Genomic DNA, 11,904 nt, shown 5'->3' with positions numbered 1-11,904 from the left:
GCTCTGATTTCCTAGGTCGCCGGACGGCTGTCCGGCATGGGTTTCACGTGTTCGAATTCAAAATAGGTCAGACGGCGGCGTTTCGCCATGGATCGTTCCGTGAAGGTCGCATTCCTGCGTCGTTTCGCCCAGCGCCAGGGCCAGACGACGCGGCGCAAGCGCACGAACCTTCGCCTCTCGCCATGCAAGAACCGGCGCATCCGATCCGTCCCGGATCAGGACCGGCAGGGCACCGCGGCCCCAGGGCGCGACTGTATCGACGATGGCGCGATCCGCCTTCGACAGCCGGTTCAGTCGGCCGAGGGCGGCGGTCACCGACCAGCCGGGTTCACGGGCGGTGATCGCGTAGCGACCGTCCCAGACAATGGGAATGTCCGGGTGGAGGGGGATGGCGGCAACGGGCTTTCGCTTCAGCTCGCCCGCCTCGCGGCCGATGATCCCGCGATCGGACGAGACCTCGATCCTCGCCCCCGCCAAGGTCGCGGTGAAGGGGTCGCCGGTTCGGAGCCGGTCCGCGAGAGCCGCCAGCCGGTCCGGACGCGGCAATCGATCATGGCCGGCGGCGCATAAAAGGGTCATGGCAAGATTTTCGCCTGCCCCGGCAAATCCCTCTCCCAGCGGGAGAGGGCTTGAGGCTCGCAGGGCGGAGCGATCCTCCTTCAGCCGAAAGGGTGAGGGGTCAAGGGGCGAGCCGGTCAGGGCATGACGCGCTCTCCCCCTGGCAAACCGGTCATTTCCCGGATCCTCGATCCAGCCCTGCCCGGCCGAGCGCAGCCCGTCCCGCAGGGCCTCCCGCCGCTCCCCCAGCGTCGGTCGAAGCAGCATCAGCCCCCGCCCCTGAGGCCAGGCCGGGCTCGGCGACCATTCCCGCAAGTCCCCCAGGGTCGAACCCCGCATCCGCATCCAGTCGCTTTCGGCGATGTCGTCGGCGGTGTGGGCGAACAGCACGACCCTGGCGCCCGCCGCTCGCGCCGCGTCGGCGATCAGGGCGTGACGGGCGCGGCGCGCGGCGGCGGGCAGGCCGGTGGCAGGCTTGTCGCCCTCCCAGCGGCGTTCCATCCAGTCCGCACCGACGGCCCGTGCCGCCCCGGCACAGAGGCGGCTCCAGGTGGCGGCCTCGGGGTTCAATCCGTGGTCGACGGTGATGGCCAGGAGCCGGCGTCCAGCCTCGCGCGCCCAGTCTGCCGCGATCGACAGCAGGGCCATGGAGTCCCCGCCGCCGGACAGGGCCAGGGCGACGGGAGGGTCGACGTTCCGCTCCAGCCGCGCATCCAGCCGGGCCCGGACCCGCGCGGTCAGGTCGTCGGTCAGCGGCAGTTCGCGGCCCGGCCGGTCTCCGCAGCGATCTGGCGCAGGCCAGCCGTCGAGGTCGCCGCATAGCGCCGGTTGTACTCACCCAGCGCCGCGCACGCCTGCGGATCGCGGTTTGTGGCCTCCAGACCGCGCGCCAGCTTCAACGTGACCTCGCCGGCCCAGCCTTGCGTCGGCCAGCCCTGCAGGGCCTGGGCATATTGCTGCACCGCCCCGGCCTGATCGCCACCCGCGCGGATGATGTCGCCCACACGCCACAGCGCCTCGCGGGCGGACGGGGTATCGGGCCAGTTGATGGTCACGGCCTCCAGCGCCGCCCGACCCTGTGCCGGATCGGCGCTCAGCAGCACCCTGGCCGCGGCCAGGTCCGAGGCGGCGTCGCCGGTCGGGGAGCGGGGACGGGCCGCTTCGGCTTCGGCGGCTTCCCGGGCGGCGCGGTCCTCCGCAGCGGCGCGCTCCAGCGCCTGCACGCGGCCTTCCGCATCGGTCAGGCGCAGGCGCAGGGCCGCATTGTCGCGGTCGCTCTCGTCCAGCGAGAAGGTCATCCGCTCCAGATCGCCGTTCACCCGCTGGACGGTGGCCTCCAGATCGCGCAGACGTCGATCCATCACGCCGACGCGCCCCTGCAGCGCCAGGACCTCAGGGTCCGGCTCGACCAGCACGGGCTGGCCCTGACTGTTCCGCTGGGTCAGGGCGCGCTCCAGACGCCGGACGTTGCGGTCCAGCGTATCGAGGCGGCGGTTGTCCCACTGCACGGCGGGCAGCGGCTGGGTCTGGGCCACGACGGCCCCGCCGACCAGCCCGCAGCCGACGACGGCCAGGGCGATGTTCCGGAAGGTGAGCAGGCTTTTCATGACGCTACAGCTTTCACCGATTTGGGGCCGCCGCAAGGCAGGCGATCATCCCGTCAGGCCCATCAGCACGATCGCGGTCAGGAACAGGCTGATCGTGAGGATGCAGAAATTCAGCAGCACGAAGGTCCGCCACGCCGCCGAAAACACCGACAGACCATAGGTCCCCTTCAGCTGGGCGAACATATGGACCGGGATCGACAGGAACAGCAGGGTCCCCAGTGTATCGGTAAACCATCCGTCCCAGCGCCCGAAAATCCCGATCACCATGGTCAGGATCGATATGAAGGTCAGGGAATACAGCACGAACACCCCGTGATCGTACCAGGTAAACCCCCGTTTCCAGGCGAACAGCAGCCAGACGAACGGGATCGACAGCGGGATCAGCAGGAAGGCGAATTTGTAGGCCGTCTGCTGGATCTTGTAGACGGCGAAATCGGGGTTCGCGAGCTTGTGCAGGATCTTCTCCCGCATCTTCCTGTCACCGAAGCCGATGTGGACATTCCCGTCATGGACGGCGTCGGCGACCGACGCCTGCCAGCTGCCGGGCACCATCCCGTCCGATCTGGGACCGGCCGCCTTGGCCTCTTCCAGCCTCTGAAGGCTCCCTTCCGCTCCCGTGACCGCGCCCCGGGCCCCGGCCACGATACCCTCGCGGCCCGGAGCATCGGCCGGCGTCTCGGCCTCGACCGTGGCAAGGGCCTGGCGGGCCTCGATCACGGCCGTCCGGGCCGCGGCGATGCGCACATCCAGCGGCTCTTCCTGGACCACCGGCGCCCCCCCGAAGCTCAGGGCAAAGAACATCAGGAAGACGGTGAACAGGAAGATGGCCAGGGGAGACACGTAACGCGTCCGCTTCCCGTGGATCCATTCGCGCGTCAGCTTGCCGGGATTCAGCATGAGCAGCGGCAGGGTACGCCAGATGCGGGCGTCGAAATGCATGACGCCGTGCAGCAGTTCCTCGCCCAGATGCAGCAGGGTCCGGTGCACATGGGTCGGCTGGCCGCAGTTGGCGCAGAAATTGGCCGTGACCGGCTCGCCGCAGTCGCTACAGGTGCCGGAATGGGCCTCGCCCGCATGGCCGGTCGGCTTTTCGACCGCGCCCGCCAGAATACCCCCGGTGATCAGACCCCCGGTCGCCTCGATATCCACCATGGGGTCCCCCAGACCGTGCAGCGCACAATCTGCCGGTCGGGCGGGGTCGAGGCAAGGGTGGATGGAGGGGTCTCCTCCCCATCCTGCGGACGGGGAGGAGACTCTTCCCTAGTTCGCGCCCGTCACGATGGCCGTGTGTCCGTTGCGGTTCCGGGCCCAGGCGTCCTCGTTGGCCCCCTGGGCGATCGGACGTTCCTTGCCGAAGCTGATGGTGTCGATCCGGCCGGCCGGCACGCCGCGGTCGATCAGATAGTTGCGGATCGACTCCGCGCGCCGGGCACCGAGCGCCAGATTGTATTCGCGGGTGCCGCGTTCGTCGGCATTGCCCTCGATCCGGACCTGGACCTGCGGATAGCGCTGCAGCCAGGCGGCCTGGGCGTCCAGGCGCGGATAGGCCTCGGGGCTGACCTCATAGCTGTCGAGGTCGAAATAGACCCGGTCGCCGACGTTGACGACGAAGTCCTGTTCAGAACCGATCGCCGCCGGGCCGGTCGCGCTGCCGTCGATGCCGCCGTTGCCGGGCCCGGGATAGACGGGATTGTTGGCCACGGCCACGCCGGTGCCGTCCGTCGCGCCGGTCACCGGGCGACGCGGCGTACAGGCGGCCATGGACAGGGCGGCCAGACCGACCAGGGCGATCTTCACTGCAGTGGACTGGGACATTCTCGGGGTCTCCTTCGTCTGTTCTCGGCCGTGCCAAGCCTTACCATAAGGCCGCGACCCGTGTTTGGTTTCGTCGGGAAAAGTCAGGTCGGGCAGCTGTCGGCACCGCCGGTGCCCAGGTTCTGCGGCGCGCTGTCCAGCAGTGGCGACCAGGCCGGGTCCGACCCCCTGCCCTGATAGCCGGACTGGGCAATGACCCGCCCCGACAGGTCCACCATCCACAGATTGGTGTTCCCGCCCCGCGTCTGGCGCGAGAACATCAGATAGCGCCCGTTGGGGGCCCAGGACGGGCCTTCCTCGAAATAGGACCGGCTGAGCATCCGCTCGCCCGAGCCGTCGGTGTTCATCACGCCGATGCCGAACTGTCCGCCGCCCGACTTGGTGAAGGCGATCAGGTCGCCGCGCGGGCTCCAGGCCGGTGCCGTATAGCTGCCGCCGCCTCTGGAGATCGGACGCTGGTTCGATCCGTCGGCGTTCATCACATACAGGCGCGGCGTCCCGGTCCGGTCGGAGTTGAACACGATCCGCGACGCATCGGGCGAAAACGACGGCGAGGTGTCGATTCCGGGATCCGAGGTCAGGCGCGACAGCTGGCGGGTGCGCAGATTCATCACATAGACGTCGGTATTGCCGCCCCGGATGATCGAGAAGGCCACCTTGGTCCCGTCCGGAGAATAGCGCGGCGCCAGGGCCTGACCGTCGAACTCGCCCAGGTTTTCCCGTCGCCCGGTCTGGAGATTGTACAGATAGATGCGGCTGTAATCCCGCCCCAGCGCCATATAGGTGATCTCGTTCGGATTGGACGAGAAGCGCGGCGTCAGGATGATTTCGCTGCCGTCGGTCAGGAAGACGGGATTGTAGCCGTCCTGGTCCACGATCGCGAGGCGGCTGAGGCGGTTCAGCTCGGTGCCGCTCTCGGCCACATAGATGATCCGGGTGTCGAACACGCCGGTCTCGCCGGTCATGCGCGCATAGACGACGTCGGCGATCTTGTGCGCGATCCGGCGCCACTGCTCGGGCGTGGCGGTGAAGTTGTAGCTGACCAGCTGGCACTGGCGGTACGGGTCGTACAGGCGAAAGCCGAAGTCGTTGCGGCCATCCGGACGCGGGGTCACCGATCCGTACAGCACCGCCTGGGCCCCGATCTGGGTCCACTGCGGAAAGTTGGGGGCATTGGCCAGCGTCAGGCCGGTCTCGATGAAACTGGCCGGATTGATCGGCTCGAAGAAGCCCGAACGGCGCAGGTCGCCCGACAGGACTTCGGTCAGGGAGGTGCCGTTCTGGCCGCTGAACGGGGCCACCGCGATCTGGAAGGGGCGCAGCACGCCCTGATCGATCTCGACCTCGATCGGTTCGCCCGTCTGGGCCGGCTGGGCCTGGGCCTGCTGGCGGCTGGGCCCGTTCAGGCCGGAGGTCTGGGCCTGCGGCGAGGTCGCCAGGATGCCGATGGCCGCCACAGTGCCGAGAAGCAGGTTCAGACGCATCGAAGTCTCCTATAGGCGCAGGCGAGAATGTCCCGGTCCTTATCGCCAGACCGTGTGACAAACGCCAGCTTGCGGGCGAATGGGGCGACATTCGGGACGGCAATCCTTGCCGGGGGGCGGTGTCAGGGATGGTCAGACGTTGATGCGTGATGCGTGATGCGGTAGGTTGGTGAGATGAGAACGACCCTCACTATCGATGACGATTTGCTGGAGCGCGCACGCGCCATAGCCGATTACGAAAATCGCTCCATCGGCGAGGTGGTTTCAGAGCGCCTCCGAAAATCTTTTGAGGCGCCCGCTTCCTCGACTGACATGTGGAATGGCTTCCCGCAGCTGCCCCGGCGCGGTGCCGTCGTCACGATGGCGATGGTCAACGCATCCCGGGACGAAGAGGATTGATCTATCTTCTCGACGCCAATGTGCTGATCGCATTGATCGACCCCGATCACGTCCACAGCGATTATGCGAAGGCCTGGTTCGAGCGCACGATCGACGAGGGCTGGGCCACCTGTCCGATCACGCAGCACGCCTTTATCCGGATCGCTGGCAAGCCGTCCTACCAGATGCCGGGAACGGCGGCGGCCATGGCGGAAATCCTGGGCCGTGTTTGCCAGCGACCGGGTCACGTTTTCTGGCCCGAGACGATCAGCCTGCTGACCTCGCCGCTCGTGGATCCGGCCCGACTGACCAGCCACGGCCAGGTGACGGACACCTACCTGCTCGCTCTGGCCGTGCATAACGGCGGCAAGCTGGCCACTTTCGATCGCCGCTTATCGACGCGCGCCGTCAAAGGCGGCGATGCGGCCCTTGAGATAATTGGAACGCTGACGAATTAGCGGTTCCGGCACGCCCGTTCGGTCACGAACACCGGCCGGAACGCGCCCCCCGGAAATCCCTGCGGCACGTCGAACGGCGCGGTCTGGCGGATCGCTCGCAACGCCCCGTCGGCGGCGGCGCGATAGACCGAGTCCGACCGGGCATTGCGCAAGGTCGGCCCCGAGGTAATCCGCCCGTCAGCCGACAGAGTGACATCCATCTCGATCCGCAGGGCGTTCGCCCCGGGGATATCACAGGGCAGGGTCCAGTTCGGATAGACCTGGTTGAAGATGGCGGTCAGCTGCGGGCCGGTGGCCTGCGGGGCCTGTCCGCGTCCCTGCTGGCCGGTCGCGGCGCGCGGTCCCGGGGCCGGGGCCTGACGGCGCGGGCCGGCCAGGCTGTCCAGGTCCAGCGACGGCGTCTCGCGCGGGGTCGCGGCCGGGCGGGTCGGCGTTGTGGGACGCGGCGGGGTCGGCCGGGCCGGTGTCGGGGGCGTCGGACGCGGGGGCGTCGGCCGGGGCGGCATGGAACGGGGCGTCGGCGTGGGTGTCGGACGCGGTGCGGGCGTCGGCGGCGTCGGGGCCGGCGGGATCGGGGCCACCTCGGCCTCGACCGGTGCGGTGGCGGCGTCCTCGGTCACCAGTTCATCGGAGGGATTGTCGGCGGCGGCGGCCTCGACGACCTCGGACGACACGATCGAAACAGGCACGGAAGACACCATCGGCACGATGTCCTCTTCCGCCTGCGGCCAGCGCAGCAGGAACAGGGCCGCGACGCCCGCGTGCAGCAGGATCGCGCCCAGAATGGCCGGAGACGGTGCCCGCGCGGCCATGGTCAGCTTTCCGCCGCCGTGTCCGTGATCAGGTTCAGCTTGGTGAACCCGGCCGCCGACAGCCGCGCCATCACCCGCGCCACGGCCTGATAGGGGGCCCGCCCGTCGGCTCGCACGAAGATCGACAGCTCTTCCCTGTCGGTATCGCCCGCTTCGTCGGTGACCCGTTCGATCAGGGCATCAAAGGCCGTCTCGTCGCGCGCCACGAAGATCGCGCCATCCCGGTCGATGGAGACGGTCACCGGCGGCTTGTCGGTCTCGACCGCGCTGGCCTCGGTCTTCGGCAGTTCGACCGGCACGCCCACGGTCAGCAGCGGGGCCGAGATCATGAAGATGATCAGCAGCACCAGCATCACGTCGACCAGCGGCGTGACGTTGATCTCGCTCAGCGGCTTCCTGCGCGCGCGGCGTCGGCCCCGGACGTGGCCGCCTCCGCCGCCTCCACCCATCGCCATCTCAGACGCTCCGGCGGTAGGGCGTGGCGCCGGATGAGGGCGGCGGCGTCACCGGCGCGGGTGTGCCGGATCCCAGTCGACGCGCGACGGCCGCCTGCAGGTCGTCGGCGAAGCTTTCCAGCCGCCCGGTGAACTTACCCGCATCGATCGAGAATTTGTTGTAGGCGATATAGGCCGGAATGGCCGCCGCCAGACCCACGGCAGTGGCGAACAGGGCCTCTGCGATGGCCGGGGCGACCGTGGTCAGGTTGGTGTTGCCCGCCGCCGCGATCCGCCCGAAGGCGTTCATGATGCCCCAGACGGTCCCGAACAGGCCAATGAAGGGCGAGGCCGTGGCCACCACCGACAGCACCCCCAGCCCTTCCTCGATCCTCTGGCCCTCGCGCGCGATCAGGGAGTCCAGCGCCCGGTCTATACGGCTGACCAGCAGGTTGCCCTGGGTGTCGGTCATCGGCCCCTTCAGGCGCGTTTCCTTCCAGTCGCCCAGCGCGATGACCAGCATGCGCGGCAGGGCGTGGGTCGGCTGTGGCCCTGCCTGGGCGGCCACGTCTTCCAGCGAACGCCCCGAGCCGATCGCGTCCTCGAACGCATCGGCCTGGCGGTTCAGGGCGGTGAAGCGGAACGCCTTGTCGATGATGATGGTCCAGGACCAGACCGAGGCCACGGCCAGACCCAGCATCACCCCCTTCACCACCCAGTCGGCGGTCATGAACAGGGTGACCGGGTTCATCATGGAGGCGTCGGTGGCCACGGCGGCAACGGTCATGCGGGAATCCTGAATGCGTCTTTCGCCCTATCGAGCGACGGGCGGTGGCGGTTCTATGGCAGGGTAGCGGAGGACGGGCGGTTCGGAGGCCGCCTATTCCTGACGACCGCCGGTCTGTGGCTGCACCGCCACGGAGACGGGCGCCCCGACCGAGACGATCACCCCCTCATGGCCTTCCTTGGCGATGGAATAGGTCGCCGCGTCGCGCAGCAGCTGGTTGACGCAGGCGCGATCGTTCGCAAGGCCCACATCCTCGCACCCCCGTTTGGCCGCATCGGCCCAGCCGCGCACCCGCCGCGTCGCCGCCTCCGCCCGCTTGATGGAGGCCTCGTCCTCGGCCGCGGCCTGGGCGATCAGGGCCTGCCGCGCGCCCTGCTGGTACTGCAGCTCGGCCTGACCGGCCATCTTCCGTTCCCAGACCTTGTAATAGGGACAGCCCACCAGCCCGCCGCCGACGAGCATCGCCAGCAGCAGGAAGGTGACGATCACCGCGCTGCCGGTCATGTTGACTTCCGAAGACGACGCCATTGATGGATCCCCCCATTTGCGGTGAGTCTAGCCGCGCCGCCCCGCGCGGCAAGTTACGAAACCGTCAGGCGGGCACCAGCCAGGGCGCGACCGCCTGGACCAGGGCCTTCGTCGGCCGCCGGGGGCGCCCGTCCAGATGGATGCAGACCGCCGTCACCTCCGCCCGGCAAAGCGCCTCGCCGTCCCGCTCGACCGCCTGAGAGATCATCAGCCGCGGGCCCTTCACCGCATCATAGGTGGTCCGCACGACCAGGGCGTCGTCGATCCGCGCGGGCCTGACGAACTGCAACCTCATTTCCGCGATCACGAAGGCCATGGGGGCCTCGCCCTCCAGCAGCTGCGCATGGCCGATGCCGAGGGCGCGCAGGAAATCGGACCGCCCCCGCTCGAAATAGCGGACGTAGTTGGCGTGATAGACGACCCCGGTGAAGTCGGTGTCCTCATAATAGACCCGCACCGGCAACAGATGCGCACGGCCGTCGAAGCGGCCCATGGCGGGCTGGTCGGTCATGGTCGGGCTCCTTTCGCGGCGTCGGCCCTCTCCTACAGCAAACCCGCGCGGCATGCGCCAAACTTGACCCTTCGGCCCCCCACGCCTACCTGACGGCCATGGCCATCCGACGCATCCTGACCATCGACAACGCGCCCGACCTGGCGATCCTGAAACAGGTGTCAAAGCCCGTCGACCGGGTCGACGACGCCGTGCGCGCCCTGATGGATGACATGCTGGACACCATGTACGACGCCCCCGGCATCGGCCTGGCCGCTGTGCAGATCGGCGCGCTTCAGCGCGTGGTCGTCATGGACCTGGGCGACGGCCCGGCCCCTGCAGGCGCCGAACCGGCCGCAGAGGGCGAGGGCGAGGGCGAGGGCGGCGGCGAGACCCGCGTTCCCAATCCCCGCTACTTCGTCAATCCGGAGGTCCTGTGGGCCTCGGACGAGACCTTCTGCTACGAGGAAGGCTGCCTCTCCATCCCCGAGTATTTCGATCAGGTCGAACGCCCCGCCCGCGTGCGCGTCGCCTATCTGGACCGCAGCGGCACCCGCATCGAGGAAGAGATCGAGGGTCTGTATGCCGTCTGCTTCCAGCACGAGCTGGACCACCTGAACGGCGTCCTGTTCATCGACCACCTGTCACGTCTGCGCCGCGACCGCGCCATGTCCAGGGTAAAGAAGACCATGCGACTGAGAGAGGACGCCTGATGGCCCGCGCCAGGTCCCGCATCATCGACCCGACCGGCCGTCGTCGCCTGACGCGTTCGGAGAAGATCGGCATCGGCTCGGTCGCCACCCTGGTCGGGGTCGCCGCCCTGGGCGTCATCGCGGGCGTCCTGCTGGACCGGCTGCTCGACTTCGACGACGCGCTCGATGCCGGCGGCGAATGGGACGAGGGCGGCGGCGTGGGAACGCGCTGGCAATAGGCGTCCCCCTGCAACGCAACGTCACTTGACGGGACGGCGCGTCCGGACGATTCCGGCTGAGCCTTTCCGGAGCCCGCCATGCCGCACGACCGCCTCTCCGTCCTGACCGCCCTCCAGGCCCAGGGCGTCTGCCCGGTCTTCTATCATGCGGACCCCGAGGTCGCGCTGAACGTCATCCGCGCCTGCGCCCGGGGCGGCGCGCCGGTGATCGAGTTCACCAACCGGGGCGACTTCGCCGTCGACCTGTTCGCCGACATCGCCCGCGAGATCGCCCGCACCGACCCGGACATCATCCTGGGCATCGGTTCGGTGCTGGATGCGGGCACGGCCGCCCTGTACCTGAACCGCGCCGCCCGCTTCGTGGTCAGCCCCGCCCTGGTCCCCGAGGTCGCCCAGGTCTGCAACCGGCGGATGGTCGCCTATTTCCCCGGCTGCGGGTCGGTGCGCGACATCACCGAGGCCCACGCCCTGGGCTGCGACATCATCAAGCTGTTCCCCGGGGCCTCGGTCGGCGGTCCGGACTTCGTCAAGGCGGTCCTGGGCCCCATGCCCTGGACCAAGATCATGCCGACCGGCGGCGTCGATCCCGACGCGGCCTCCATCGCCCGCTGGTTCGGCGCGGGCATCGTCGCCGCCGGCATGGGCTCGAAGCTGATCACCGATGCGGCGGTGAAGGCCGGCGACTGGGCCGGGATCGAGGCTTCGGTCCGGTCAGCCGTCGACGCCGTCAGGGTCTTCCGCCTCGGCCTCTGACGACGCCCGCGGGTACGGCTCCGGCACTTCGCCCCCCAGCTCCCGGATCAAGGCTTCCAGACGTATGATCCGCCGCCGGTTGTTCATGTGCCATTCAGAGACCGCCGCGTCTCTCGCGCCCCGGATCCGGGCATAGCGCTTTCGCAAGGGATAGGTCGGCGACTCGGTGTCCGGGCCATCCGGCTCCAGGTGGAATCGCGCCTGCGCCGCATCGTTCTCGGTCACCAGAATGTCGAACAGCAGCTGCAGGTCGATGGTCTCGACCGTGATCTTCGCCGCCTCCGCGTTCCTCGCCTCCCGCTCCGCCAGCCGCGCATAGGTCTCGGCCAGCCCGGCCAGAGCCTTCGCCTCGTTCCACAGCCGCCCCTTCATCGCCCGCCCGCTGGCCAGGGTCGCCGCGCGGGCCAGCTCGGCCGGGTCCGTCGCCGAGGCATCGTCGACCGGCGCGGGCTGGAACAGCGCCTTCAGCGCCCGCGACCCCACCGGCTGCATCGACCGGACCGAGGCCTCTTCCTCCTCGACCATCCGCGCATGGGCCCGCGCCCGCGCATCGCCCATCCCCTTCTTGGTCCAGCCGTCGCGGCAGGCGTAACGATAGACCGACGAGGGCGCGACCTTCCACTTGGCCCCGATATCCTTCGCCGTCGCCCCGTTCCTGTATTCCTCGGCAATGATGGCCCAGGTCTCGGGCTTCAGCCGGAAATGGGTCGCGGGCGCTTCGACATAGGCTCGGGTCATCCGCCCATTATCGCCGTGCCGGAAGACAAGGCGCGTTCGCAGCCGCGATTGCGTCGGCCACCCCTGAAACGAAACGCGAATTCGCCGCCAGCGCGGACAGTTCGGGTTCCGGGAGCGGACATCCCGCCCCT

Annotated in this window: 16 protein-coding genes; 5 read left to right on the top strand and 11 right to left on the bottom strand. The window is 68.9% G+C overall.

All coding sequences use genetic code 11. The annotated features are described in order from the left end of the window. Positions 1-57 precede the first annotated feature (57 nt). From O3139_RS04325 to tolB, 5 genes are all read right to left on the bottom strand, one after another. Positions 58-1,227 (bottom strand): tRNA lysidine(34) synthetase, encoded by a 1,170-nt coding sequence (locus tag O3139_RS04325; RefSeq protein ID WP_269516406.1) that lies wholly within the window; start codon positions 1,225-1,227, stop codon positions 58-60. A gap of 80 nt (positions 1,228-1,307) precedes the next feature. Then, positions 1,308-2,165, bottom strand: a complete 858-nt coding sequence (locus tag O3139_RS04320) for a tetratricopeptide repeat protein (RefSeq protein WP_269515734.1) — start codon at positions 2,163-2,165, stop codon at positions 1,308-1,310. Between the two features lie 45 nt (positions 2,166-2,210). Then, a complete protein-coding gene (locus O3139_RS04315) occupies positions 2,211-3,317 on the bottom strand; it encodes a DUF3667 domain-containing protein (protein WP_269515733.1) in 1,107 nt (368 codons plus the stop codon). A gap of 108 nt (positions 3,318-3,425) precedes the next feature. After that, entirely contained in the window at positions 3,426-3,980 is a 555-nt protein-coding gene (pal, locus tag O3139_RS04310; RefSeq protein ID WP_269515732.1) for a peptidoglycan-associated lipoprotein Pal, read from the bottom strand. Between the two features lie 83 nt (positions 3,981-4,063). Beyond that, the gene (gene tolB / locus O3139_RS04305) at positions 4,064-5,464 is read right to left on the bottom strand and encodes a Tol-Pal system beta propeller repeat protein TolB (RefSeq protein WP_269515731.1); all 1,401 of its coding nucleotides are present in this window, start codon (positions 5,462-5,464) and stop codon (positions 4,064-4,066) included. 174 nt (positions 5,465-5,638) lie between these two features. On the opposite strand from tolB, the gene O3139_RS04300 reads away from it, so the two are divergent. Next, positions 5,639-5,863 (top strand): type II toxin-antitoxin system VapB family antitoxin, encoded by a 225-nt coding sequence (locus O3139_RS04300; RefSeq protein ID WP_269515730.1) that lies wholly within the window; start codon positions 5,639-5,641, stop codon positions 5,861-5,863. After that, a complete protein-coding gene (locus O3139_RS04295; RefSeq protein ID WP_269515729.1) occupies positions 5,860-6,300 on the top strand; it encodes a TA system VapC family ribonuclease toxin in 441 nt (146 codons plus the stop codon). The genes O3139_RS04300 and O3139_RS04295 overlap by 4 nt, the downstream gene beginning before the upstream one ends. Here the strand turns inward: O3139_RS04295 and O3139_RS04290 are convergent. The 5 genes from O3139_RS04290 to ybgC form a co-directional block, all read right to left on the bottom strand. Next, positions 6,297-7,112 carry a hypothetical protein gene (locus tag O3139_RS04290; RefSeq protein ID WP_269515728.1) on the bottom strand — a complete coding sequence of 272 codons (816 nt, stop codon included), beginning with the start codon at positions 7,110-7,112 and terminating at the stop codon, positions 6,297-6,299. The two genes, O3139_RS04295 and O3139_RS04290, sit on opposite strands and share 4 nt — an antisense overlap. Positions 7,113-7,114: 2 nt before the next feature. Beyond that, complete coding sequence (locus O3139_RS04285) at positions 7,115-7,567, bottom strand: ExbD/TolR family protein (RefSeq protein ID WP_269515727.1); 453 nt, start codon at positions 7,565-7,567, stop codon at positions 7,115-7,117. Position 7,568: 1 nt separating this feature from the next. After that, on the bottom strand, positions 7,569-8,333 hold the full coding sequence (gene tolQ / locus O3139_RS04280) for a protein TolQ (RefSeq protein ID WP_269515725.1): 765 nt from the start codon (positions 8,331-8,333) through the stop codon (positions 7,569-7,571). Between the two features lie 93 nt (positions 8,334-8,426). Continuing rightward, positions 8,427-8,837: a hypothetical protein gene (locus O3139_RS04275; RefSeq protein WP_269515723.1), complete on the bottom strand. Its 411-nt coding sequence runs from the start codon at positions 8,835-8,837 to the stop codon at positions 8,427-8,429. Between the two features lie 88 nt (positions 8,838-8,925). Further along, on the bottom strand, positions 8,926-9,372 hold the full coding sequence (ybgC, locus tag O3139_RS04270) for a tol-pal system-associated acyl-CoA thioesterase (protein ID WP_269515721.1): 447 nt from the start codon (positions 9,370-9,372) through the stop codon (positions 8,926-8,928). A gap of 98 nt (positions 9,373-9,470) precedes the next feature. On the opposite strand from ybgC, the gene O3139_RS04265 reads away from it, so the two are divergent. From O3139_RS04265 to O3139_RS04255, 3 genes are all read left to right on the top strand, one after another. Next, the gene (locus O3139_RS04265) at positions 9,471-10,064 is read left to right on the top strand and encodes a peptide deformylase (RefSeq protein ID WP_269515719.1); all 594 of its coding nucleotides are present in this window, start codon (positions 9,471-9,473) and stop codon (positions 10,062-10,064) included. Beyond that, a complete protein-coding gene (locus O3139_RS04260; RefSeq protein WP_269515718.1) occupies positions 10,064-10,282 on the top strand; it encodes a hypothetical protein in 219 nt (72 codons plus the stop codon). The genes O3139_RS04265 and O3139_RS04260 overlap by 1 nt, the downstream gene beginning before the upstream one ends. 78 nt (positions 10,283-10,360) lie before the next feature. After that, entirely contained in the window at positions 10,361-11,035 is a 675-nt protein-coding gene (locus O3139_RS04255; protein WP_269515715.1) for a bifunctional 4-hydroxy-2-oxoglutarate aldolase/2-dehydro-3-deoxy-phosphogluconate aldolase, read from the top strand. Here the strand turns inward: O3139_RS04255 and O3139_RS04250 are convergent. After that, a complete protein-coding gene (locus O3139_RS04250) occupies positions 10,994-11,773 on the bottom strand; it encodes a hypothetical protein (protein WP_269515714.1) in 780 nt (259 codons plus the stop codon). The two genes, O3139_RS04255 and O3139_RS04250, sit on opposite strands and share 42 nt — an antisense overlap. Positions 11,774-11,904 lie beyond the last annotated feature (131 nt).

Source organism: Brevundimonas subvibrioides, assembly GCF_027271155.1.
In the GTDB taxonomy this organism is placed as follows: Bacteria; Pseudomonadota; Alphaproteobacteria; order Caulobacterales; family Caulobacteraceae; genus Brevundimonas; species Brevundimonas subvibrioides_D.
The sequence above is the reverse complement of the archived record's forward strand: the minus strand, read 5'-3'. Positions and strand labels throughout refer to the sequence as shown.